Origin of the sequence: Kluyvera sichuanensis, assembly GCF_040930405.1 — a bacterium.
Lineage (GTDB): Bacteria > Pseudomonadota > Gammaproteobacteria > Enterobacterales > Enterobacteriaceae > Kluyvera > Kluyvera sichuanensis.
Genome location: NZ_CP162271.1, coordinates 979,364 through 1,002,454, shown reverse-complemented (window position 1 = coordinate 1,002,454; position 23,091 = coordinate 979,364). Strand labels below are relative to the sequence as shown.

Sequence of the window (23,091 nt, the reverse complement as noted above, 5' to 3'; positions counted from 1 at the left end):
GGATTTTGGCGTTACGATATAACATCATTATCATATACAAAACAGAATATAATAAGCCGCCGCAACCATTTTCGTATCAATATGTAACCGGATATTCCGTAGGCTTATTCCTGCGCCAACGTGCGCTGCTCTCCGCCTTTGCCTTTCATTACCATCACAAAGCACAGCAGCGTAAAGGCCATCATGATCCAGGCCATCGCCCATGGCGTGCCGTCGCTAAACACTGACAGCAGCAGCGATGAGACGATCCCGCTGCCGTACTGCAACGAGCCTATCAGCGCCGAGGCCGAACCCGCCAGATTCGATGGCACCGTATCCAGCGCGGCGGCGGTGGAAGCCGCGGCGACAATGCCGTTCATCGAGAAGAAGATAAAGATGGTCAGCACCATCGCCACCATGCCGCCCATATGCGTTTTCACCGACAACGCCAGCAGTACGGTCGCCAGCGCGGCCACAAAGGCGGCGACCCGCAACAGCGTATGCAGCGGGTGGCGCTGCACTAAGCGGCGGTTAACGGAGCTTAGCGCCATCACGCCGATAATATTGACCGCAAACAGCCAGCCGTAGTGCTGCGGATCAACGTGGTAGTAGCTGATATAGACAAACGGTGAACCGGCGATAAAGGCGTAGGCCGCCACGTAGAAAAAGCTCACGCACAGGGTGTAACGCATAAACTCGCGGTTTTTCAACAGCGAAGCGTAGTTGCCAAACGCGCTGCTGATGGGCGTGGTCAGCCGTTTTTCGCCCGGCAGCGTTTCCGGTAGCCACCACAGCGCGATAAACATTGCCGCCCCCATCACCACCAGCAGCCAGAACACCGCGCGCCAGGAAGCGATCGTCACAATCTGCCCACCGAGCAGCGGGCCAATCACCGGGGCGATGGCGCTGATAATCACCAGCGTCGAGAGCATCTGCGCCGCGCGGGTGCGGGCATAGAGGTCGCGAATCATTGCGCGCGCCAGCATCGGGCCGGTACAGGCGCCGAACGCCTGGAACACGCGCCAGAACACAATCTGCGGCATGTCGCTCGACAGCGCGCAACCGGCAGAGCCAATCACAAACAGAACCATACCAATAAACAGCGGGATACGACGGCCAACGCGGTCGCTAATCGGCCCCCAGATAAGCTGGGCAAAGGAGAAGCCAATCAGGAAGCCGGTAATGGTCAGTTCGACGTTTCCCTGCAGTTCGGCGGCCATCATCGGCATGGCGGGCAGGTAGATATCGGTTGAAAGCGAGGTAAATGCCATCAGCGCACCGAGAATCACAATAAAGAAGATCCCGGAAGTGGCGGCGCGTTTATTCGGCGTGGAGTGATCGGTTCTGCTCATAATGTCCTGACAAAAAAGAAGAAACCGGCAGACGCGTGCTGCCGGTGAAGGCGTTACTCGCCAGCGGGGAAATCGGTCGATGCCGCCAGCGCTTGCTGCGTTTCAAAATCGGCAACGCGAGCCCGCAGCGTCGATAGGGTGCTTTGCAGCGCCTGTGAGCCCAGTACCATCCGCAGCGGGGCCGGATTGACCTCCACGCTTTCAATAATGCGTGCCGCCATCCGCGCCGGGTCGCCCGGTGCCTGACCGTTCGCCGGGTCGAGCATCTTAAGGAAGCTATGCGCCGGTGTCGCATCGTATTCCGGCATCAGCGTCGCAACCTGCGCGCTGCCGTAGCGGAACTCAGTACGTGCACCGCCGGGCTCGACGATGGTCATTCCGATACCAAACGGCGCCACTTCTTGCGCCACGGCTTCGACGAAACCTTCAATGCCCCATTTGGTGGCGTGATACATCGAATTTCCGGCGAAGGCCACCTGGCCGCCGTAGGAGGAGATCTGAATCACTCGGCCACCGCCCTGCGCACGCAGATGCGGCAGCGCGCTGCGGATAAGCTGGATGGAACCCAGCAGGTTGGTATCAATCATCTGCTGTACCTGCGCGTCGCTCAACTCTTCCGCCGCGCCAAACAGGCCGTACCCGGCGTTAGCAATCACCACGTCAATGCGGCCAAAGCGCGCCCAGGACTCATCAACCACCTGACGCACCGCCGCGCCGTCAGTGACATCCAGCAGCGGCGCGCTGAAGGTCTCCGGCCACGCGGCCAGCAGGTCTTCCACCTTCGCCGTGCTGCGCACCGTGCCAATCACGCGTTCACCGCTCGCCAGCAGTTGCTGCGCCATTTCACGACCAAAACCGCTGCTTACGCCTGTAATAAGCCATGTCCGCTGAACCATAAATCCCCCTGCTAACCATTGATATTTGCGCCGTCAGGCGTTGTCGCCCCGCGTTTCGATGGGGCTATTATCCGCCGCCAATTATTACCGGTATATGAATTTATCTTGCTTTCAGAATTCCATTTTTAGATATAATGATCAGTAACGTTTTGAACACCAGGTCCACACCATGCTCGATAAACTCGATGCGCTAAAAATTTTCTGCACCGCCGCGCAAACGCTCAAATTCCGTGAAGCCGCTACACAGCTGGGGCTTGCGCCACAACAGGTTACCCGTGGCATCGCCGAACTAGAGAGCCAGCTTGGCGAGATGCTGTTTCTGCGTAATACCCGACAAATTAAGCTTACGCCGTTTGGTCAGCAGTTCTGGCCCAAAGCTGAGCTATTGCTGGCGGAAAGCGAAGCGCTGTTCGCCGAAGGTCAGCGACGCAACGAGCAGGCCATGGCGGGCAAAGTGCGCATCACTCTGCCCCCGCTGTTTGAAAACCGGGATATTATCTGCCAGCTTCTGCATCAGCTGTCGGACTATCCGGAGATTGCCATCGAGTGGCACAACACCGGTCGTCACCTGAATATTATTGATGAGCAGATTGATATTGGCATTCGTATCGGCGCAGTACCGGATAACCGCTATATCGTCAAAACCATCCGCCCGGTCGGGGTGCAGATTGTCGCCGCGCCAGCGTTAATCCAGCGGCTGGGCGAGCCCGCTGACCTCAAAGCCCTGCAGCTTCACTACCCGCTGAGCGCGCTCAGTAACAGCAACTCCGGCCGCGTCTGGCCGTGGCAGTTTGCTAACGACAACAGCTTTTTCCCGACCAATCCGGCGTTTGTCGCGTTCGATATCGACAGCGAGCTGGCGGCGGCGCTCGCTGGGCGCACCGTTAGCCAGCTGGCGGATATTACCGTGCGCCCGTTCCTGCAGCGCGGCGAACTGGTGAATCTGCTGCCAGCGCTCAACTATCAGCCGTGGCAGCTCTATATATTTCGCCCGCATCTACCGCTGCTCCCTGCCCGCGTTCGGCTGGTGTTTAATCTGCTGACGCAGATCCTGCGCGAGCACTTCGCGCATTAAGCCAGGTGCAGCGTTATGACTTCGCGGTTTCAGCAAGAAACTGCGCCAGAACCGCATTGGCATTGGCTGCCATGTCCGAAGAGCACGTCGCTGCCAGCACGGCGATAAACGCCTGAAGCTGCTCTGAGGTGATGCCGTTATGGTGGCTGATGGCAAAGTGGCTTTTCAGCTGGCTTTCTGCACCGGGAATGGCGGCCAGCGCAGAAATCGTCGCCAGTTCACGTGCGGGCCAGTCCAGCACATCGCGCTGGAAGATATCGCCAAACAGATGCGCTTTCAGGTAGGTATCGATAGCCGGAGCAAAATCAAACAGCGGCCCGCTCACCGCTCTGCCCACCAGCGCCGTTTGGGTATCGCGCCCGGCGGCCAGGCTATCCCATCCCGCGGCCGCTGGGGTGGAGGCCTTGCCTTCGTCATCGACAATGCCCTGCGCCTGGCGCGCGTTCATCACCGACATAAAGCAGCCGAGGCCGTTGAGGCTGCGCGGGAAACCGCAGTAGGCATAAAGCTGAACCAGCACTTCTTTGATTTCATTCACGGTCAGCCCGGCGTCCAGCCCTTCATGCAGCGCGGTGGTCAGTCTGGTCATGTCACCGCAGGCTGTCAGCGCGGCAATGGGGATCATCGCCTGCTGGCGATCATTTAATGGATTTTGCATCAATGCCTCTCCGAAGGGAGCCCGCAGGCTCCCGTATAAACGGGTAAATGGGATAAGTATAAGACGTTGGCTTTAGGTTGATTAGCCGGTGAAATCAGAACTGGGCTATGAGCCAGTTTCATGAATACCGTCACTACCGGCCAGAGAAACGCAGCACCTCCGCCGGATAGCGCTCGCCCTGAATCTCAATGTTGGCATCGGCAATTTGTTTGAGGTCCTGCGCGTCGAGCGTGAGTTCCAGCGCGCCAATATTCTCCTCAAAGCGGATCTGGCTACGGGTACCAAACAGCGGCACGATCCACGGTTTCTGTGCCATCAGCCACGCCAGCGCCACCTGCGCCGGGGTGGCGGCATGTTTGTCGGCAATCTGGCGGATAAGCGTAACCAGCTGCTGATTGCTCGCGCGGGCAGCATCAGCAAAGCGCGGCGTATGGGCGCGGATATCGCTACTGTCAAACACCGTGGTGGCGTCGATTTTTCCGGTCAGTAAGCCTTTTCCCAACGGGCTGTAAGGCACCAGCCCAATGCCCAGCGCTTCCAGCGTCGGCAAAATTTCACGCTCCGGCTCACGCGTCCACAGGGAATATTCGCTTTGCAGCGCCGCCAGCGGCTGTACCGCATGGGCCCGTCGGATAGATTCAGCGCTGGCTTCCGACATGCCAAACCAGCGCACTTTTCCTTCAGCAATCAGATCCTGTACCGTACCGGCCACCTCTTCCATCGGCACGTCCGGGTCAACGCGATGCTGATAGTAGAGGTCGATATAGTCGGTCCCCAGACGTTTCAGGCTGCCTTCTATCGAGCGGCGAATCTGTTCCGGGCGGCTATTGACGCCGCCGCGATGCTCGCCGGTCTGCTGATCGATATCCCAACCAAATTTGGTGGCGATTTTGACCTGATGGCGAAACGGCGCAAGCGCCTCACCGACCATCCGTTCGTTGGTCCAGGGGCCGTACACTTCGGCGGTATCGAAGAAATCCATCCCCTGTTCAACCGCATGGCGAATCAGCGCAATCATCTGCTCGCGGTCCGGTAGCTCGCGGGCTTTGCCATAGCCCATCGCGCCAAGCGACAGCGCCGACACCTCAAGCCCTTGCCCTAACTGACGTTTTATCATCATGCCTCTCCTTACGGTTATGCCGCGCGCAGTTCGGCGGCAAACCGCGCCTGGAACTCGCTCAGCTTGTCCTTGTTACGGGCCGCCACCTCATAGAACGCCAGCGGCGGGCGGTAGCCCATGCCCACGTAGCGGGCGCTGGCTTTCATGGGGGTGAGCACCTCTTCCATGGTGCTGTTGAGCAGCCCGTCATGAGAATAGGTGAACTCGCTCGCCCCCGCCGTGGTAACAATTTGCAGTTGTTTCGCTTTCAGCGCCTCGCCGCCGGGGCCAAAGGCCCAGCCGTAGGTCCAGACCGCATTCAAATAGGCTTTGAGCATCGGCGTCAGGTTGAACCAGTGGGTAGGATAGAGGAACACCACCCGGTCGGCATCCGCATAGGCGGCCTGCTCTGCCGCCACGTCGATGGCCGCAGGGTTATCACCGTACAGCGCTTCCAGGTTACGTACCGTCACGTTTTCCGCCTCTTCGGCGGTCTGCTGCAGCGCGTGGATCGCGCGGGATTGTGAGAAATAAGGATGGGAAACCACCACCAGCGTTTTCATATGTCGATGACCTTGTCATGTTTATCTCGAATGACAGCCAGTATGCGACGACCTATTACTAACTTTAATAGGCCTTATGGTTGATGTACTTTCAACCTAAGGTTAATAATGAAGTACATTCCCCCAGCTACCGGAACCGGGCATGGACCTTTCTCAGCGCGTGCGCGCCATTACTTCATTTATCGATGCCGCCGATGCAGGCAGCTTTGCCGCCGCCGCACGGCTTCAGGGCGTGAGCGCCGCCGCCATCAGTAAAAATATCGCCGGGCTGGAGCAGGCGCTGGGGGTTCGTTTAATGAACCGCACCACCCGCAAGCTCAGCCTGACCGAGGAAGGTGCGGCCTTTTTACAACAGGCGCGCATCGCCATTGAGGCGCTAGATACCGCCGTCGATACGGTCGTGGCCGGGAAAATGGAGACGCGGGGGCACGTGCGCATCTCCACCAGCGCAGCTTTTGGGCGCGAGCAGTTGCTGCCCGCCCTGCCGGGGTTGCGTCAGCGCTATCCCGACCTTTCCGTTGAGGTGGATTTTGACGATCGGGTGACGGATATCGTCCGCGATGGCTACGATCTGGCTATCCGCGGCGGGCGCATTGTCGATTCGTCGCTGATTTCTCGCCCGGTCTGTCTGCTGAATATGGTGCTGGTAGCGTCACCGGCCTACCTGGCGGAGTGTGGCGTACCGACCACCCCGGACGCGCTCAGGCATCATCATCTGATCGCCCGTCGCTTTCTCGGCGGCAAAGTGTCGCCCTGGAACTTTCACGCACCCGATGGCAGCCTGATAACGCTGGAACCGGACGCCGCCGTTGTTACCCTCTCAGCCCCCGAGGCCCAGCTTCAGGCAGCGCTGCTGGGTCTGGGGATTGCACAAGTTGGCGTCCATCACGCGCTGGCGCATCTGCAAAACGGTCAGCTAAAAACGCTGCTCTTCGGGCAGCACGATAGCGGTAGCTATGAAATGGTGATTCAGTACCCGCACCGGGCGCTGGTCGCGCCGCGCGTCAAGGCGACCGTCGAATACCTGCTGGAGACATTCCGCCAGGATCCCAGACTGCATTTCCCTGTGGCCAGACTGGCGGAGTTTGCGGCATAGTCCAGAATAGATATATTCATCACACAAATATTGCATTTCATGCCGCATTTTCGGCATTTCATTCCCGTTTTCAGGCCGTTAATGCCTGAAATGTCTGACGGGCGACAAAAAGGCCTACAGTAGCGTTTATTTACAGGTGTGCCCTATGCCGAAGTCTCTGTTTCAACGTGAAAACCTGTTGTCCGGGTTTCAGTGGTTCTTCTTTATTTTCTGCAATACCGTGGTGGTTCCGCCAACGCTGGTTTCCGCTTTCCATCTGCCCGACAGCAGCCTGTTGATGCTGACCCAGTACGCGTTTCTCAGCACCGCGGTTGCCTGTTTACTGCAGGTCTTTTTCGGCCACCGCCGCGCCATAATGGAAGGGCCAACCGGCTTATGGTGGGGTACCATTCTGACCATCACCCTGGCAGAAGCCTCGCGCGGCACGCCGCTGAACGACATCGCCAGCAGCCTGGCGGTAGGAATCGCCATCTCTGCGGTATTGACCATTATTATCGGCATCAGCGGCCTCGGTAATCGCCTGTCGCGGCTGTTTACCCCGACAGTGATGGTCGCTTTTATGCTGCTGCTAGGCGCGCAACTCACCACCATCTTTTTTAAAGGGATGCTGGGGCTGCCGTTTGGTATCGCCAAATCAACCGTCGGCCTGCAGCTTGCGCCGTTCGCCATTTCGACGGTCATTATGTGCTTCGTGATTGGCCTGATTATCTTCTTACCTGCGCGCATTTCCCGCTACGCCTTGCTGATTGGCACGGTCGTCGGCTGGCTGGTGTGGCGCATCTGCTTTGGCACGTCGGCCACCTCCTTCGGTGAACTGCACTGGCAACTGTTCCCGCTGGGCAGCCACGGTACGCTGTCGCCGGGGATTATTCTCACCGCGGTTATCACCGGTCTGGTGAACATCAGTAATACCTACGGCGCCGTGCGCGGTACCGATGTGTTCTACCCACAGAGCCCTGCCAGCAGCGCGCATTATCGCCGCAGCTTTGTGGTTTCCGGGGTGATTACGTTGGTGACCGTGCCGCTGGCGGTGATCCCTTTCTCGCCCTTTGTCTCTTCCGTTGGCCTGTTAACCCAAACCAACGACAGCTCGCGAAAATCCTTTTTCTACGGTGCACTGCTGTTCCTGCTGGTCGCCATGGTGACCCCGCTAACTCGCTTTTTCTGCTCTATTCCGTTAGGCGTCAGCAGCGCGGTGATGCTGGTCTCTTATCTGCCGTTATTATATTCCAGCCTGGTATTTAGCCAGCAGGTGAAGTTCACTTCGCGGAATATCTATCGCCTGGCACTACCTTTATTTATTGGGCTATTTTTAATGAACCTTCCGCCGGTATATTTACAGGATGTGCCGCTCACCATTCGTCCATTGTTAAGTAATGGCTTATTGATGGGGATTTTGTTATCCGTATTGTTAGATAATATTATTCCGTGGGATCGTTTTAAATAATTGTTCCTGCCGCTCCCCATACCTTCGGGGAGCACACGTGCGTTCTACCTCACTCACTGCTTTACATGCCAGCGTAATGTGCTATTAATAAGTATAGTTGTATGGCAAGTGATTAATTCAAAAACACATAACGCAAGCGTTTCCTGTTGCATAAGAGAGAACGGTAAGAAGCTTTTTATCCCTTCCGCAAAGATGTGAATAAAGTGTTTCTTTACGTAACCAAATAATAGGCTAATCGTAATGAAAAAACGTATTGATAGCGACAAAATAACAAAAACATTCCTCGAATATACCTTAATTAACACCACCTCCGTTCCCACCAGTCAGAATTTACCGAGTTGCGATAATCAATTTAAACTCGCACAACACGTCGCCAATCAATTTGCTCATCATGCGGCAGTAACCGTTGATATAAACAACCACGCTATCACCACCATTACGCTTCCGGCGAATATTGCCAACGCCCCTTCTATCGTCTTCTTCGCGCACCTCGACACCGCACCTGACCATACCGGCGATACCCATGCCATTCGCGTGAACCAGTATGACGGGCAGGCCATCGTCCTGCCGGGCAGCGGCGAACGTTTCTCACCAGAGAACCACCCGGAGCTGCTGGACTACGTCGGCCAGGATCTCATCACCACCGATGGCACCAGCCTGCTGGGCGCCGATGACAAAGCGGCGATCGCTGCCGGTGCCGAAGCGCTGCAGTACCTGATTGCCCACCCGGAGGTGCCGCACGGCGATATTCGTCTGGTGCTGCTGCCGGATGAAGAGATTGGCATTCGCGGAGCAAAAGCACTGGACGTGCAAGCGCTGAACGCCGACTACGGCATTTGCCTCGACTGCTGCGGCGTCGGCGAATACGTGATTGAAAACTGGTATGCCGGTAGCGCACAGATTACGGTTAAAGGCACCACTGCTCACCCGATGAGCGCGAAAGGCAAGCTGGTGAACGCGCTGTGTATCGCCACGGAAATGATTACCGCCCTGCCGCCAAAAGAGCGCCCAGAGCACACCGAGGGCCGCGAAGGCTATTACTGGCCGCATAAGCTGACCGGTGATACTGCCAACGCCACGCTGGATATCGCGATCCGTGATTTTGAAATCGACGGCTATCAGCAGCGTAAATCCACGCTGCAGGCGATTGTGGCCGACCTCAAACAGCGCTGGGGCGATGAGCGCATCTCCATCACGCTGAATGATATTTACGACAACGTGAAGCCGAGTCTCGACAAATCACCGGAGATTCTGGAAAACGTCAAACGGGCGATGCATAACCTCGGCATTACGCCAAAACCGCTGCTGATGCGCGGTGGCTACGACGGCAGCGTGATCACCCCGAAAGGCCTGCCGACCATCAACATCTTTACCGGCGCGCACAACTTCCACTCGACCAAAGAGTTTTTACCCGTCGAATCCCTGCGTCTAGCCGCTGAAATGTTGCTGGAGATGGTGGAACTGAGCACCGGTGAGGTTCGCGCGTGAAAAAGTGGACCATTGAATTCGTACTCTATGCCGTCTACATGGTGTTCGGCGCCGCCTGGGCCACCACCGGTTCGGTGATGCCGCAGATTATGGCTGATTTCAACGTTGACGTGTCGCACGCCGCGCTAATGTCGAACGTTATTCTGTGGGCCAAAATTGTCGGTGCCGTGGGCACTGCCGTGCTGGTTGCCCGCATGGGAACGCGCAAATCGTACCTGCTGGGCTGCGTGATGATTGGCGTGTCGGTCTTTATTCCCTTCGTCGATAACTTCACCCTGCTGTTGATTATTCGCTTCCTCGGCGGCCTAGGCGGCGCAGTATGTCTGGTATCGCTGGTGCCAACGGTGGCCCGCTTCTTCGATAACAAGATGGCGGCTACCCTCAACAGCATCAACTGCACCTCAAACATCATCGGCACCATCATTGCCCTGACGCTGGCGGGCTACCTTTCCACCTTCTTCGGCGGCTGGCGTAACCTGCTGGCAGCCTACGGGGTGATTACCCTGGTGCTGGGCGCGGTGTGGATGCTGTGCTTTACCGACGAAGAACGCAGCGAGCAGCACGCGGCGAACCTGAGTCGTGAAAGCAAGATGGCGGTGCTGAAAGAGGCGATATTCAGCCGCATCGTGTGGGGGATGATTGCCCAGTACGCTGGCGCGATGATCATGATGGTGTTTATGTTCACCTTCTTGCCGCTGTACTACGCCAAATATGCACATCTGCCGGCAGACTCGCACGCGCATCTGAGCGGCACGGTGAACCAGGTGGGGATTATGCTCGGCGCGCTGGTGGGGCCGTACTTTAAAAACCGCGGCTATCACTATAAAAACTGGCTGTTTATCTCCAGTATCTTTATGGCGGTAACGACTTTTGCCATGCTGTTCGCCACCAACGACATGGTGATTCTGGTCTGTTCATTCCTCACCGGCGGTATCTTTGCGACCTGGTTTGCGTTTATCTTCTCGATTCCCAAAGAGGGGCTCAAAAACGCCACCACACAGACCGTCACCTACGCTATGTCCACCTTCTGGGTCTGCACCTTCTTGCTGGCCACCATCAACAGCCAGCTTATCGGCTGGTCGGTTGACCTGACTGGCGGCTTTACCGTGGGCTTTACCTACGTCTTCGCCCTGATGGTGGTTTCACCGATTGTGGCGTTGCTGGTCTTTCCCAAAAAAGCACGATAATCAGAAACAACAACGGGCACGATATTGTGCCCGCTTACCATGAAAAACGGGCCACCCGGCCCGTTAACGATTAACACACTTCAAGTAGCTGCCGCTTCGCGCTTTCCGCCTGCGTTCGGTAGAACTCATACCGCGCACAGAACCACGTTCTTTGCTGCTCGTTCATATTGCCGGTTACCGCGCAAATATCGACAGGGCGGCCTCGTGACTGCATTTGGGCAAAACTGCGGGCCAAAAAATCAAAGTTCATTAACGCCTGCTGATCCTGTTGTTGCATTGCATATCCCTCCGGTCTGATACTCGTTTTCAAGGCTATATGCTCTACTGTTTCCAGTATTCGCCTGTTATCAGTTACTTTTTGAACACTGCGTGCGCATTCCAGTCGCGCGCCGTCACACTTCAGCCATTTCCCTTTTTTCTTCACGAGCGGATCGTGCTGAATACGCGTGCGGGTCCATATGCGGGTACATCAATCAACATTTTTGCAATATACTGTGACAATTGTAGAACAGAGTGAGTACAGGTGAGCGATGGAAATTGATCTCGATAATCTGGTCTTTGATGGGCTGGAAGAGGCGCAAGAGCGCAACGCAGAACGTCTTGACGATGCGGACAAGAAAGCGCAGGCGATTGTCGCCGACGATGATTGCGGCGATGCCTGCAAAATCTGATAACCGAAACCGGCCTGAGGGCCGGTTTTTTTATGTGAAGTGGGAGTCGGTCCCGGCGTCGCTGCGCTCGGCCGGGCTACTGCTTCGTGACAGTGTCACGCTAAATCAATCCGCTATCTGTTCTTTGGCGAGCGCTACTAGCTTTTTAATCGCGGCGGTGCGTTCCCGTTTGCGGTACAGCAACCACAGCACAGATGGGATCGCCTCACCGGCAATCTCCCGATAGCACACGCCGGGGAGATTGATGGTCTGCGCCATCACTGCCGGAACCACCGCCACGCCGTTGCCCAGCGCAACGTTCGCCAGCACCTCCGTCAGCGCCCCGGCCCGTCGGGTGTGTTCAAGAGTAAAGCCGCCGCGTTTTGCCACTTCAACGGTGCCGGAGCGCTGTTCCGGCAGAATAAAGGTTTGCTGACGAAGGCTTTCCGGCGCTATTTCCGCTGTCTGTGCCAACGAATGACCGTCACTTAGCGCCAGGCAAAAGTGGTCATGATGCAGCGCCAGATGGGCTATTTCAGCGGGCAACGCTAGCGGCCCGCGCACCAACGCGACGTCCAGTTTCCCCTCCACCAATAGTGCCGCCATCCCCTCCATCGGCAGCTCGCTAACCTCAACGGCGACGTCGGGGTACTGCTGGCGATAGTGATTAAACAGCGAACTCAGCACCCCGGACATTAACGTCGATGACACATATCCGACACGCAGATACCCGCGCTCACCCCGCGCCGCACTCTGTACCCTCGCCCTCGCCTGCTCGGCCTGCGCAAGCGTCGCCTGCGCCTCGTCGCGCAGAATCTCACCCGCCTGCGTAAGCTGCACCCGCCGCTGGCTGCGGACAAACAGCGGCGTACCCAGTTCACGCTCAAGCTGGGCTATCTGTACGGAGAGCGTTGGCACGGCGATACCGAGCGCCTCCGCCGCCGCACCAAAATGCAGGGTGTTAGCCACTTCAAGGAAATAACGCAGATGACGCAGCTCCATGGCTGCTCCTGATTGTTAGGTTTTACCTAATAATAACGGCAAGCATCTGGGTTGAACAAGGCTGCCAGAACGCCGATGCTAATGGCTATACGAACCTTTTCGGATGCCGACCATGCTGTATCGTTTTGCCATTTTTAGCGATGTTCACGCCAATTTACCGGCGCTTGATGCCGTCCTCGCCGATATTGACCACCACGGCATTACCCAATGCTTCTGCCTTGGCGACGTTGTCGATTTCGCCCCCTGGCCCAATGAAGTTATCGCCCGACTGCGTGAGCGGCAGATTCCAGTGCTACGAGGAAACCACGACCAGCGGGTGGCCTGCGATGAACCGGTGACCACCATGGCGGTGCATAGCCCCGAAGAGCGTGATGCCAGGGTCGAAGCCATTGCGCTAAGTAAACGGGTTCTCAGCGAGGAAAACCGACGCTGGCTGCAAGCGCTTCCCGATACATTGCGCCCGGATCTGCCGCTGCCAATTCTGCTGGTGCATGCCAGTCCGCGATCACTGTCGGAATATCTGTACGCCGATACCTGCGCACGCACGCTGCTGGCCTTTCCACAATTGCACGACGTCGACGCGTTAATTTGCGGACATACCCACTTTGCCTGCGTGCGGGAAATCGACAGAGGTACGAGACGACCGTTACTGTTCGCCAACCCCGGCGCCGTAGGACGTATTAAACCGGGACAGCCGCAGGCAAGCTGGTTATTAGGCGAAATTCGTGAAGGGAAGCTGTCGTTGATGGTCAAAACGGTGCTGTACGATGTGGCGCTGGTGGCACAGGCCATCCGCGACAGTGAAGTACCGGATTATTATGCCGATGAACTCATGCGCCGCATCGCGCAGTGATAAGCGCCGTTGCGCACCGAGCGGCGCAAAACAGCGGCAATGGTATGCACACCACCGCGCACCAGTCGCTGCTCTACTGGATTAAGACGTAAATCCAGCATCTCCTGCGCCCAGTTGGGCAGCAGGTCAATCCCTGCCTTCATCAGAATCGTGCCCGCGGGTTGTGCCACCCGCCCCGGCAGACGAGTGGTCATCAGCACGCGAGCGACTTCTCGTGTGCGTTCATCGCATCTTAGCTGAGGCCGCATCTGCTCGAGATAGTCCGCCACTGCCTGCGGCGTTTTTGGCACGTTACGCGCCCCCAACCGCTCGGCGATACTCGCGGACTCAATAAAATATTGCGCCTGCCTTGCAGGGCTCACCACTACGCGGCGATAGCGCAGATGGGAGGCCATAAACGAACTGCACTCCGCGACGTGAACCCAGGTCAGCAGATCCGGGTCGCTGGCGGCGTACGGCGTCCCGTCGATATCTACCCCGCTAACCCGCTCATGAATCGCTTTCACTTTGGCAATCAGCCGCTCGGCATCGGGCTCGGTGGCGAAAGTGGTGGCCGAGATAAACTGGCTGGTACGGCGCAGGCGGCCAAAGATATCGTCACGAAACGAGGAGTGATCCCACACACCGGCCAGCGCCAGTGGGTGCAGCATCTGCAGTAATAACGCGCTGATGCCGCCGCACAGCATGGAGGTGAAATCGCCGTGCACCGGCCAGATAGCCGACTGCGGGCCGAACAGCCCCGGTTCCCCGGCAGGGTGTTCGAAGTCGATTTCATTCAGCGCTATACCCGTCAGGCCTAGCACCTGACGTTCAATACGCTGACGTAGCCACTCCATGCGCTTTCTCCTTCAGGCTTACGCTTTACGCGCGTTATCAAGCCAGGCGTATACCGCCGCCAGATCCTGCTCGGCCAGCCCGCCCTGCGACGCCTGCGTCCACATATCGACGATATCGGCCATCATCGGCATGGTGCCCTGCGGAGCGTTTTCCAGCGCCAGACGCGCATCTTTGAGCGCATGCTGAAGCTGCATCTGCGGGGTGTAGTCCTCTTTACGGATCATCTCCAGCTTGCCCTTGACGTACGGCGCCGCCAGCGGCCCGCCTTCCAGCGTTTCCCACAGCTGGCCCGGCGTGAAGCCAAACTGTTTGGCAAGCTGCATACTTTCCGCCACGCCCTGCATCATTGAGATAAGCCAGGCGTTGATCACCAGCTTCATCTTCTGGCTGTTGCCCGCGTCGCCGTACCACTGGGTGCCGCGAGAAATGGCGTCAAAGACCTGCTGTGCATCGCCCGCTCGCGACGCATCACCGCTGGCCATTACCAGAATTTGAGCGTTTTCCGCCGGGGCTTTGGTGCCGGAAACCGGCGCATCGAGGTAGAGCATATCGGGGCGAAGTGCTTCGAGCAGCGCGATGGCATCAGCGGTTTCCTGAATGCCGATGGTCCCCATCTGGCAGAAGGTCGCACCTTGCGGGCAGGATGGCGCAACGGCACGGATGGCCGCCAGGGTGGCGTCACCGTCGGTGAGCATGGCGATAATCACCTGCGCGTCGCTTGCCGCTTGAGCGGCGGTTTCACGCACGATAAGGCCCTCAGACAGCAGATCGTCGCCGCGACCCGGCGTGCGGTTCCAGCCGTATACGGTGAAACCTTTTTTGAGCAGGTTGGCGGCAAATGCGTGCCCCATCGCGCCTAAACCCAGTACCGCTACCGCGGGCAGTGCCTTCATGTTTCTCTCCTCAGATGGTCGGTCTTTTAGGTAGCGTGATGATTATTCGGCAGAAAAGCAACTGGTTAATGGTTAAGCGCCCTTCTTATTTGAAACTTTTTGATAACAAAACTGGATACATGTCAGTTTGGTGAAAGGTTCCGTTCACTTTACGTTAGGTGGAATATGAAGTTCCATCACCGGTGAACGGGCCAAGGGGTGCGGCCGCGCACCCCTTCGCAATCCCCGCGGCCCCGCAGGGAAATCGGTGCTTCGCACTGCGCTCGCCTACGAACTCCAGCCTGCGGCACGGCGAAACTCGACATCCCTGTCTCGGTTCGCCTCAGTCCGCCATCCATGGCGTCCTGACCTTGTCTTCCATTCTCCGGCTCGCCGATTTCCAGCGGGGACTCATCGGTTTCAGAAAGACTGGTTATTGCTGTTAACTGAAAGACCGCACGGTTTTTGGTGGCGTCTAAATCACCGAAGCGTTTCCCGTAGGCCGGTTCAGCCCACAGGGATGTGGGCTGAGGGAACCGCGCAGCGGCGATTGGCCGCCCCTTGCGCGCTCTCCGCGCCAGTGCAGTTTATATGGCTACCGCTGGAAGAGAGCGCAACAGAGTGATAAGCCTGAATGCAACTCAGAACGAAGGCATTAGCAACGCTCGCGCTACCCCCCTTTCCGCCCCCCAGACTTCCCAATCGCCTTATGCAAATCATTAATTCGCTTCATCGAACGCAGCGTCCGCTGTGAATGGGTGGACGCCACCGACAGCACCAGCATCTCCAGACACACCATCACCGTACCATGTAGCGGCACGCGGCCATTCTCCCCACGAGGAACGTGGATCACCACCTGCGCCATATCGCTAAAGCGCGAATCGGTAGCCTGAGTCAGCAAAATCGTCGGGATCCCCAATCGCTCCGCCTCACGCAGCGTCGTCAGCCCTTCCCGATGCGGCGATTTTTGCCCCATCATAATCAACACATCGCCGCGCTGCAGCGCAATAAGCTGCTCGGCGAGACTAAAGCCGGTGCGATTAAGCACGCAGGACGGCAGGCCAATCCGGCTGAACAGTCGCGCGGTGTACTCGGTCAGAATCCCCGACGCGCCGATGCCAAACAGCGCGACCTGACGCGCATCGCCGAGCAACGCCACCGCCTGGGCTATCGCCGCACGGTTGCTGGTGCTGGCGAGCATCTCACAGGCACGCTGGTGCCCTTCCAGCACAAAATCAATGCTGGAGTTAACGTCGCTGGTCAGTGCCCCGACCGTCGACGCCATTTTTTCCGACGAGGTGATGGTCGGGCCAAACCAGTGCTGCATGGTCTGCTTCAGGTCACGTAGCCCGGCGAAGCCGAGCGCCTGGATGGCGCGTACCACGGTGGCATCGGAGGTTTGCGTAGCGGCGGCAATCTCCATCGCCGTGTGGTCGAGCACCGCCTCGCGGTTGTCATCAATCCAGTGTGCGACCGCCAGCAGACGCGGCGAAAGCTGAGGCGTGCGGCTTCGCAGGCGTTCGCCGAACAGGTCAACCCGACGTTTCTCTTTACGTATCACCGTCTGGCTCATTTCGTCTCCTTAGGCAGTGGGCGTCCGGCAACCTGCGACTGCACCTCCGCCACCAGCAGGTTCAACGAGGCGTAAGAGTTAGAGATAACCTCGTCGCGCGGCAGCAGGATGTAATGCCCAGTGCGGCAGGCGCGCATAAAGTCGCACCAGCCCGGCATCACTTTTTCCATATCGTTGAGTTCATCCTGCGGTTTACCGCCGGTGTCCGAGCGCCAGGTGGCAAACAGGAAATCGGCGTCCAGCTCCGGCAACTGCTCAGCGCTCACGTCAATACGCTGGCCGTCGGGAATACCTTCAATCATCGGCGGGAAACGGAAGCCCGCATCGCGTAGCACGCGTCCCAGTGAATGATAAGAGTGATGCACCGTGATTTTGCCGTTGTTGGCCTGAATCACCGATACGGTGATCTTATTGGTATCGATGGTCTGTTTAAGCTGTTCGATTTGCGTCTGATAGCGGCGCTCAAGGAGTGCCAGCCGTGCCTGTGAGCCGGTCAGTTCGGCAAGCTTGCCGTAGATACGCGGCGCGCTGCCGAGCAGATGGTCAATGCTCACCGTCGGGGCGATTTTCGCCAGCTGCTCAATCGGCACGTTACGGTTGGGTTCAGTAATAATCAGGTCTGGTTTGGCTGCTGCCACCGCTTCGAGGTCGATATCCGCGGTGCCGATAAACTTGATATCGCTGTTATCAAAATCGACGCCGGTCAGCATCGCGCTGGAGCGCAGATAGTGGCTACCGTCCGGACGCGTCCGCCCGTGGCTGGCAACGGGCGGTACGCCAAGTTCGATGAGCGGAATGGTAATATCGAGATCGTGCATCGACACGATACGTTTCGGGTGATCGGGAACCTGAACCACGCGGCCCAGATCGTCGGTAAACGGGTGCGTTTGTGCAAACGCCGAAACGCTAAACAGGCACAACACTGACATTAGCCCACGTAGGGTCATCCTGAACCTCACAATGCGTCGCGACGACGCCACAGCAGTAAAATAAAGAAGGGACAGCCAATCAACGAAATGATGATCCCTGCCGGAATTTGTAGCGGCGCAAAGGCCAACCGCCCGAGGGTATCGGTGAGCAACACCAGCAGCGCGCCAATCAAGGCGCTACCGGTAAGCAGCGCGACCTGGCCGCCGCGCAGCATAAAGCGCGCCATATGCGGCGCCATCAGCCCGACAAAACCGAGGCTACCGACGCAGGAGACGCTCGCCGCCGTCAGCAGCACCGGTGCGAAGAAGCGCAGCAGCGTCAGGCGTGATAACCGCACCCCAAGCCCGTTCGCCACCTGGTTGCCCATCAAGGCGACGTCCGCCGCCCTTGCGGTCAAATAGAGGATCAGCACCGCCGGCAGCGCCCATACCACCGCGACCGCCAGCAGCGACCAGGTGGCAGCGTGCAGGCTGCCCGCAAGCCAGGTCATCGCCGTCTGCACATCGCGGATATCAGCAGTCGTGATAAACAGCCCCATCGCCGCCGACAGCGCCCACGACACGCCGATACCAATCAAAATAAAGCGCGGGCGCGATAGGTCACGGGCCAGTACGATGACCAGCAGCGCCACCAGCACACCGCCGAGCATACCGACCAGCGGCCGCCAGGCGAGACTCACGGCGGGGAATGCCAGGATGAGGGTTAACACCACCACGCTAGTTCCCTCTTTCACGCCAATTAACCCGGGGTCAGCCAGGCCATTGCGGGTAATCGACTGCATTGCCGCGCCGGCAAGGCCGAGCATACCGCCGCAGAACAGCGCCATCAGCAGTCGGGGTAAGCGGATGTCGCGCACGATGTACACCTGCTGCGCACTTAACGTCTCTGGCATAAACAGTGCGCGGCCAATGGCGCTGGTGGGAATGGGCAGCGAGCCTCGCGTGACGCCGAAAACCACTAATAGCAAAATCACGGTCATCAGCGCGGCGGCGATTTTCAGCAGCCGGGGACGCAGCAAAATACGTAATGGGCCGATTGTGACAGCGCGAAAACCCGCGCGGGTGACTGCTCGCGTCATTTAAAGAACCTCACCGCAATCGCAATAAACACCGGCGCACCGACCATCGCGGTCATCACCCCGGTTGCCAGTTCCTGTGGAGCCAAAAGCCAGCGAGCGAGTATATCCGCCAGCAGCAGCAGCAACGCCCCGGTCGGCAGCGCCAGCAGCAGCCCGGTACGGATATCCTGCCCGACCCAGCGGCGAATAACGTGTGGCACCACCAGTCCGATAAAACCAATCGGCCCGGCTACCGAGACCGCCGCACCGCACAGCAGCGCGATAGCAATCACCCCCAGCACGCGGGTGCGCACCACCGATACGCCAAGCCCGCTGGCCACCCGGTCGCCGAGAGCCAGAATGTTGAGGCGCGGCGCGAGCAACGCCGCCATTAACACGCCGGCCAACGCAGGCACGCTGGCAATCTGTAGCGTGCTGAGACTAATGCCGGAGAGATCCCCCGCAAGCCAGGTACGCATCGCCTGTAACGTCTGTTCATCAAGGATCAGAATCGACGCGGTGACGGCCGACGCAAACGCCGACAGCGCCACCCCGCAGAGGGTAATTTTCATCGCCGTCGCGCCAACGCGCCCGGCTGAAGCCAGCAGCATCACCAGCCCAAACAGCGCCGCCGCCCCACAAGCCGCCGCCAGCGGGCGGCTCACACCGTAGGAGATCCCCGCCGCAGAGCAGACCACCACCGCCAGCGTAGCCCCGGCGTTGAGGCCGAGAATATGCGGTTCGCCCAGCGGGTTGCGAATCACCGTTTGCAGCAGCAGCCCCGCAACGCCCAGCGCCGCGCCGGTCAGCAGCGCCGCTAGCAGTCGCGTCAGGCGCAGGTTAATGATAATGCGGTGGTCAAAATTGCGTGGGTCGTAGTGCAGCAGCGCATCAACCACTACGCTGGGGGCAATGGCACGCGCGCCAAGCCCGAGATGAATAATCGCGCCGAGGCATAGCAGGCTGCTAACCAGCAGCAGTGCCCACAGCGAACGAACCGTTTTTGGCCGTTGAATCAGGCTCTGCGTCGCCATCAGGCAGACTCCGGGCGGGCGCAGAACGGCATAAACAGCGGTTTTCCAGTTTGCGGGTTAGGCAACATATGCACGTCGACGTCGAAAACCTGTTTGATGATTTCGGCGGTGCAAGGCGCGCTGTCATCCACGATGCTGGCAATCTTCCCCTGCTTCATAAAAATCAGCGTGTCGGCGTAATTCACCGCAAAGTTGAGGTCATGCAGCACGGTCACCACGGTGCGCCCGTGTTCGCGGGTGAGTTGCTGGAGCAGTTCGAGGATCTCCACCTGATAGCGTAAATCAAGCCAGGTGGTCGGTTCATCCAGCAGAATGGTGGCGGTTTGCTGCGCCAGCGCCATGGCAATCCAGCAGCGCTGACGCTGGCCGCCAGAGAGGCTGTCGACCGGCAGATGCGCAAACTCCAGAGTGCCGGTCAGACGCAGCGCCGTCTCAACCGCCTGTTCATCATCCGCCGACCATTGACGGATCAGCCCCTGCCACGGGTAACGCCCGCGCGAGACCAGTTCAAAGACGGTCAGCCCTTCCGGAGTCAGCGGCGACTGCGGCAGCAGGCCGAGCTGGCGCGCGACCTGTTTCGTTGGCTGTTGGTGAATATTCTGGCCGTCCAGACGCACGCAGCCGCCCAGCGGTTTGAGCATCCGCGCCATGGTGTTGAGTAATGTGGATTTACCGGAACCGTTGGCGCCCGCCAGCACCGTCATCTTGCCGACGGGGATGGTCAGGCTGATGTTATCAACGATGCGCTGGTTGCCGTAACCGGCGCAAAGGGACTCCAGCACTATCCCGCGTTCCTGAGGGGCGTTTTGTTGCCGCTGTGGCATGTTTCTTTCTCTCCGGCCGCAACGACGTGGTATCGTTCTGCACTTTAAATAAATCTCATTCTCTTTTGATCATGCAATGCCGTAATGTAGTAGTCAATAGCACTACATTACCACTTCATTTCATAAGGAATAGGTTATGAAGCGCGATTTCTACACCTAACAAAAACCATTAAAAACAATGATATTCAATTAATTATGAACAACACCTCTGTTTTCCAACCTCGTATTCCGGCTTATTTTGAGTCGCCGATAAATTTATTGTCGTTTGGATTTACTACTACATTTTTGCATGTTTGAATGATTCTCAATTACATATCCTGAACATCCCGGCTTGGTGTGAATGGGTAATTTTGGCTTTTCAGGGCAATGATTTTTATCAATTTTGACTGCCATCCTTCGGCAGTTTTTTTATGGGAAACAGAGAGATGACACAGTTATTCCCGACGTTCACGGGAAAATCCGGACGCGCACTTTTTTCATTGGTTTTTCTGGGGGCGGTCGGCTCCCCTTCGCTGATGGCGGCAGAAAATACCCCGAGCGGCGATAGCGCGAAAAAAGAAGAAGCGATGACGGTTGTAGGCACTGCGCAGGCTGACCAGACGGTTACCGAAGGGTACCAGCCCATCAGCAGCTCCACCGCGACCCTCACCTCGATGCCGCTGCTCGATATTCCGCAGGTAGTCAACACGGTGAGTGACAAAGTGCTGGAGGACCAGCACGCCACTTCGCTTGACGAGGCGCTGTATAACGTCGCCAACGTGGTGCAAACCAACACCCTGGGCGGCACCCAGGACGCCTTTACCCGTCGTGGCTTTGGCGCTAACCGCGATGGTTCAATCATGACCAACGGCCTGCGCACTGTGCTGCCGCGCAGCTTTAACGCCGCGACTTCTCGCGTGGAAGTGTTGAAAGGCCCGGCCTCTACGTTGTACGGGATTCTGGATCCCGGCGGCCTGATTAACGTCGTTACCAAGCGCCCGGAACGCACCTTCTCCGGCGATATTTCCGCCACCTCTAGCAGCTTTGGCGGCGGCACCGGGCAAATCGACGTGACCGGCCCGATTGAAGGCACCCGTCTGGCGTATCGCCTGATTGGTGAATACCAGAACGAAGATTACTGGCGTAACTTCGGCAAAGAGCGCAGCAGCTTTATTGCTCCTTCCCTGACGTGGTTTGGCGACGATGCGACGGTAAACCTCTCCTGGTCACACCGTAACTACAATACCCCGTTCGACCGCGGTACCATTTTCGACCTCGATACCGGGCATGCGGTGAACGTTTCGAGCAAAGAGCGTTTTGACGAGCCGTTCAACATTACCGACGGTAATTCCGATCTGGCGCAGCTTAATGCGGAATACCGTCTGAACAGCCAGTGGACCGCGCGCTTTGATTACAGCTTTAGCCAGGACATGTACAGCGATAACCAGGCGCGTGTGATGGCTTACGATGCGAAGACCGGCAACCTGACCCGACGCGTCGATGCGACCCAGGGCTCTACCCAGCGTATGCACTCCACGCGTGCAGATTTACAGGGCAACGTGGTGATTGGCGGCTTCTATAACGAACTGCTCACCGGTATTGCCTACGAGAATTATGACCTGCTGCGTACCGATATGATTCGCTGCAAGAACGTCAAAAATGGCTTTAACATTTATGACCCGGTTTACGGTTCGCTGAGTAAATGTACCAGCGTCTCCGCGGCCGACAGCGATCAGCGCATTCAGCAGGAAACCTACGCCACCTACGTACAGGACGCGCTGTACCTGACCGATAAATGGATCGTGGTGGCTGGCGCACGCTACCAGTACTACACCCAGTACGCGGGTAAAGGCCGTCCGTTTAAAGAGAACACCGACAGCCAGGATGAGAAGTTGACGCCGAAGCTGGGTATGGTCTACAAGCTAACGCCGAATGTCTCGCTGTTCGGCAACGTAGCGCAGTCGTTTATGCCGCAGTCCTCGATTGCCAGCTACATCGGCGATCTGCCGCCGGAAGAGTCCACGGCCTACGAGATGGGCGCGAAGTTTGATCTGTTCAACGGTGTGACCTCGAACATCACCTTCTTTGATATTCATAAGCGCAACGTGCTGTATACCGAGACCATCGGCGACGAAACCTACGCTAAAACGGCGGGTAAAGTGCGTTCACGCGGGATTGAAGTGGATATCGCAGGCTCGCTTACCGATAACCTGAACGTGATTGCCAGCTACGGTTATACCGATGCGAAGGTGATTGATGATCCTGATTATGCAGGTAAACCGCTGCCAAACGTTCCGCGCCATACCGGTTCACTGTTCCTGACCTATGACATCAACAACGTCTACGACAGCAACACCCTGACCCTCGGCGGCGGCGGCCACGCATTGAGCCGTCGTTCAGGCACCAACGGCGCGGATTACTACCTGCCGGGCTACGCGGTGGCCGATGTCTTTGCGGCCTATAAAATGAAGCTACAGTATCCGGTCACGCTGCAACTGAACGTCAAAAACCTGTTCGACAAGACCTACTACACCTCGTCTATCGCCAGCAACAACCTGGGCAACCAGATTGGCGACCCGCGCGAAGTGCAGTTCACGGTGAAAATGTCCTTCTAACCGCTAGCGGCCCCACTCACGGGGC

At 57.8% G+C, this 23,091-nt stretch carries 21 protein-coding genes and 1 pseudogene; 8 read left to right on the top strand and 14 right to left on the bottom strand.

All coding sequences use genetic code 11. The features are described from left to right. Positions 1-104 precede the first annotated feature (104 nt). Positions 105-1,331, bottom strand: a complete 1,227-nt coding sequence (locus AB2B48_RS04990; protein ID WP_368300981.1) for a multidrug effflux MFS transporter — start codon at positions 1,329-1,331, stop codon at positions 105-107. 53 nt (positions 1,332-1,384) lie between these two features. Continuing rightward, positions 1,385-2,227 carry an SDR family oxidoreductase gene (locus tag AB2B48_RS04985; protein WP_368300980.1) on the bottom strand — a complete coding sequence of 281 codons (843 nt, stop codon included), beginning with the start codon at positions 2,225-2,227 and terminating at the stop codon, positions 1,385-1,387. 169 nt (positions 2,228-2,396) lie between these two features. Here AB2B48_RS04985 and AB2B48_RS04980 point away from each other — a divergent pair, with 169 nt between their 5' ends. Beyond that, a complete protein-coding gene (locus AB2B48_RS04980) occupies positions 2,397-3,302 on the top strand; it encodes a LysR family transcriptional regulator (protein WP_368300979.1) in 906 nt (301 codons plus the stop codon). A 13-nt stretch (positions 3,303-3,315) separates the two neighbouring features. Here AB2B48_RS04980 and AB2B48_RS04975 read toward each other — a convergent pair whose 3' ends face one another. From AB2B48_RS04975 to AB2B48_RS04965, 3 genes are all read right to left on the bottom strand, one after another. Next, positions 3,316-3,960, bottom strand: coding sequence for a carboxymuconolactone decarboxylase family protein (locus AB2B48_RS04975; RefSeq protein ID WP_368300978.1), 645 nt, complete (start codon positions 3,958-3,960; stop codon positions 3,316-3,318). Between the two features lie 133 nt (positions 3,961-4,093). Further along, a complete protein-coding gene (locus AB2B48_RS04970) occupies positions 4,094-5,077 on the bottom strand; it encodes an aldo/keto reductase (protein ID WP_368301917.1) in 984 nt (327 codons plus the stop codon). A 17-nt stretch (positions 5,078-5,094) separates the two neighbouring features. After that, entirely contained in the window at positions 5,095-5,622 is a 528-nt protein-coding gene (locus tag AB2B48_RS04965) for an NAD(P)H-dependent oxidoreductase (RefSeq protein ID WP_185666123.1), read from the bottom strand. Between the two features lie 142 nt (positions 5,623-5,764). On the opposite strand from AB2B48_RS04965, the gene AB2B48_RS04960 reads away from it, so the two are divergent. The 4 genes from AB2B48_RS04960 (at position 5,765) to AB2B48_RS04945 (ending at position 10,840) form a co-directional block, all read left to right on the top strand. After that, positions 5,765-6,718: a LysR family transcriptional regulator gene (locus AB2B48_RS04960; protein ID WP_368300977.1), complete on the top strand. Its 954-nt coding sequence runs from the start codon at positions 5,765-5,767 to the stop codon at positions 6,716-6,718. A 145-nt stretch (positions 6,719-6,863) separates the two neighbouring features. After that, positions 6,864-8,165 carry a uracil/xanthine transporter gene (locus AB2B48_RS04955; protein ID WP_368300976.1) on the top strand — a complete coding sequence of 434 codons (1,302 nt, stop codon included), beginning with the start codon at positions 6,864-6,866 and terminating at the stop codon, positions 8,163-8,165. Positions 8,166-8,405: 240 nt separating this feature from the next. Then, on the top strand, positions 8,406-9,653 hold the full coding sequence (gene pepT / locus AB2B48_RS04950) for a peptidase T (RefSeq protein ID WP_368300975.1): 1,248 nt from the start codon (positions 8,406-8,408) through the stop codon (positions 9,651-9,653). Then, positions 9,650-10,840: an MFS transporter gene (locus tag AB2B48_RS04945; protein ID WP_185666119.1), complete on the top strand. Its 1,191-nt coding sequence runs from the start codon at positions 9,650-9,652 to the stop codon at positions 10,838-10,840. The genes pepT and AB2B48_RS04945 overlap by 4 nt, the downstream gene beginning before the upstream one ends. 70 nt (positions 10,841-10,910) lie before the next feature. Here the strand turns inward: AB2B48_RS04945 and AB2B48_RS04940 are convergent, their stop codons facing one another. Continuing rightward, positions 10,911-11,117, bottom strand: coding sequence for a glycogen synthesis protein GlgS (locus AB2B48_RS04940; RefSeq protein WP_185666118.1), 207 nt, complete (start codon positions 11,115-11,117; stop codon positions 10,911-10,913). Positions 11,118-11,370: 253 nt separating this feature from the next. On the opposite strand from AB2B48_RS04940, the gene AB2B48_RS04935 reads away from it, so the two are divergent. Continuing rightward, positions 11,371-11,511, top strand: a complete 141-nt coding sequence (locus AB2B48_RS04935; RefSeq protein ID WP_112205122.1) for a hypothetical protein — start codon at positions 11,371-11,373, stop codon at positions 11,509-11,511. A gap of 105 nt (positions 11,512-11,616) precedes the next feature. On the opposite strand, the gene AB2B48_RS04930 is transcribed toward AB2B48_RS04935, so the two are convergent. Continuing rightward, positions 11,617-12,492: a LysR substrate-binding domain-containing protein gene (locus AB2B48_RS04930; protein WP_368300974.1), complete on the bottom strand. Its 876-nt coding sequence runs from the start codon at positions 12,490-12,492 to the stop codon at positions 11,617-11,619. Positions 12,493-12,604: 112 nt separating this feature from the next. On the opposite strand from AB2B48_RS04930, the gene AB2B48_RS04925 reads away from it, so the two are divergent. Next, positions 12,605-13,345, top strand: coding sequence for a metallophosphoesterase family protein (locus AB2B48_RS04925; protein WP_368300973.1), 741 nt, complete (start codon positions 12,605-12,607; stop codon positions 13,343-13,345). Here the strand turns inward: AB2B48_RS04925 and AB2B48_RS04920 are convergent. The 7 genes and pseudogenes from AB2B48_RS04920 to AB2B48_RS04890 form a co-directional block, all read right to left on the bottom strand. Then, a complete protein-coding gene (locus AB2B48_RS04920; protein WP_368300972.1) occupies positions 13,309-14,181 on the bottom strand; it encodes an oxygenase MpaB family protein in 873 nt (290 codons plus the stop codon). The two genes, AB2B48_RS04925 and AB2B48_RS04920, sit on opposite strands and share 37 nt — an antisense overlap. A gap of 18 nt (positions 14,182-14,199) precedes the next feature. Beyond that, positions 14,200-15,075 (bottom strand): NAD(P)-dependent oxidoreductase, encoded by an 876-nt coding sequence (locus tag AB2B48_RS04915; protein ID WP_368300971.1) that lies wholly within the window; start codon positions 15,073-15,075, stop codon positions 14,200-14,202. Between the two features lie 649 nt (positions 15,076-15,724). Continuing rightward, positions 15,725-16,658 (bottom strand): annotated as a pseudogene (locus AB2B48_RS04910) (MurR/RpiR family transcriptional regulator). Beyond that, the gene (locus tag AB2B48_RS04905; RefSeq protein WP_368300970.1) at positions 16,624-17,556 is read right to left on the bottom strand and encodes an ABC transporter substrate-binding protein; all 933 of its coding nucleotides are present in this window, start codon (positions 17,554-17,556) and stop codon (positions 16,624-16,626) included. Before AB2B48_RS04905 ends, AB2B48_RS04910 begins: the two are co-directional and overlap by 35 nt. A gap of 26 nt (positions 17,557-17,582) precedes the next feature. Continuing rightward, positions 17,583-18,635, bottom strand: coding sequence for a FecCD family ABC transporter permease (locus tag AB2B48_RS04900; protein ID WP_368300969.1), 1,053 nt, complete (start codon positions 18,633-18,635; stop codon positions 17,583-17,585). After that, entirely contained in the window at positions 18,632-19,648 is a 1,017-nt protein-coding gene (locus tag AB2B48_RS04895; RefSeq protein WP_368300968.1) for a FecCD family ABC transporter permease, read from the bottom strand. Before AB2B48_RS04895 ends, AB2B48_RS04900 begins: the two co-directional genes overlap by 4 nt. Then, positions 19,648-20,472 carry an ABC transporter ATP-binding protein gene (locus AB2B48_RS04890; protein WP_368300967.1) on the bottom strand — a complete coding sequence of 275 codons (825 nt, stop codon included), beginning with the start codon at positions 20,470-20,472 and terminating at the stop codon, positions 19,648-19,650. The genes AB2B48_RS04895 and AB2B48_RS04890 overlap by 1 nt, the downstream gene beginning before the upstream one ends. Positions 20,473-20,987: 515 nt before the next feature. Here AB2B48_RS04890 and AB2B48_RS04885 point away from each other — a divergent pair. Further along, positions 20,988-23,066, top strand: a complete 2,079-nt coding sequence (locus AB2B48_RS04885; protein WP_368301916.1) for a TonB-dependent siderophore receptor — start codon at positions 20,988-20,990, stop codon at positions 23,064-23,066. The last annotated feature ends 25 nt before the right edge of the window (positions 23,067-23,091 follow it).

Bases quoted from the DNA above. Each gene is read 5' to 3' on its own strand.
- AB2B48_RS04940 (WP_185666118.1), bottom strand. From the start codon at position 11,117: ATGCAACAACAGGATCAGCAGGCGTTAATGAACTTTGATTTTTTGGCC.
- AB2B48_RS04975 (WP_368300978.1), bottom strand. From the start codon at position 3,960: ATGCAAAATCCATTAAATGATCGCCAGCAGGCGATGATCCCCATTGCC.
- AB2B48_RS04965 (WP_185666123.1), bottom strand. From the start codon at position 5,622: ATGAAAACGCTGGTGGTGGTTTCCCATCCTTATTTCTCACAATCCCGC.
- AB2B48_RS04930 (WP_368300974.1), bottom strand. From the start codon at position 12,492: ATGGAGCTGCGTCATCTGCGTTATTTCCTTGAAGTGGCTAACACCCTG.
- AB2B48_RS04890 (WP_368300967.1), bottom strand. From the start codon at position 20,472: ATGCCACAGCGGCAACAAAACGCCCCTCAGGAACGCGGGATAGTGCTG.
- AB2B48_RS04920 (WP_368300972.1), bottom strand. From the start codon at position 14,181: ATGGAGTGGCTACGTCAGCGTATTGAACGTCAGGTGCTAGGCCTGACG.
- AB2B48_RS04970 (WP_368301917.1), bottom strand. From the start codon at position 5,077: ATGATAAAACGTCAGTTAGGGCAAGGGCTTGAGGTGTCGGCGCTGTCG.
- pepT (WP_368300975.1), top strand. From the start codon at position 8,406: ATGAAAAAACGTATTGATAGCGACAAAATAACAAAAACATTCCTCGAA.
- AB2B48_RS04985 (WP_368300980.1), bottom strand. From the start codon at position 2,227: ATGGTTCAGCGGACATGGCTTATTACAGGCGTAAGCAGCGGTTTTGGT.
- AB2B48_RS04895 (WP_368300968.1), bottom strand. From the start codon at position 19,648: ATGGCGACGCAGAGCCTGATTCAACGGCCAAAAACGGTTCGTTCGCTG.
- AB2B48_RS04915 (WP_368300971.1), bottom strand. From the start codon at position 15,075: ATGAAGGCACTGCCCGCGGTAGCGGTACTGGGTTTAGGCGCGATGGGG.
- AB2B48_RS04935 (WP_112205122.1), top strand. From the start codon at position 11,371: ATGGAAATTGATCTCGATAATCTGGTCTTTGATGGGCTGGAAGAGGCG.
- AB2B48_RS04990 (WP_368300981.1), bottom strand. From the start codon at position 1,331: ATGAGCAGAACCGATCACTCCACGCCGAATAAACGCGCCGCCACTTCC.
- AB2B48_RS04885 (WP_368301916.1), top strand. From the start codon at position 20,988: ATGGCGGCAGAAAATACCCCGAGCGGCGATAGCGCGAAAAAAGAAGAA.
- AB2B48_RS04955 (WP_368300976.1), top strand. From the start codon at position 6,864: ATGCCGAAGTCTCTGTTTCAACGTGAAAACCTGTTGTCCGGGTTTCAG.
- AB2B48_RS04960 (WP_368300977.1), top strand. From the start codon at position 5,765: ATGGACCTTTCTCAGCGCGTGCGCGCCATTACTTCATTTATCGATGCC.
- AB2B48_RS04980 (WP_368300979.1), top strand. From the start codon at position 2,397: ATGCTCGATAAACTCGATGCGCTAAAAATTTTCTGCACCGCCGCGCAA.
- AB2B48_RS04925 (WP_368300973.1), top strand. From the start codon at position 12,605: ATGCTGTATCGTTTTGCCATTTTTAGCGATGTTCACGCCAATTTACCG.
- AB2B48_RS04900 (WP_368300969.1), bottom strand. From the start codon at position 18,635: ATGACGCGAGCAGTCACCCGCGCGGGTTTTCGCGCTGTCACAATCGGC.
- AB2B48_RS04905 (WP_368300970.1), bottom strand. From the start codon at position 17,556: ATGTCAGTGTTGTGCCTGTTTAGCGTTTCGGCGTTTGCACAAACGCAC.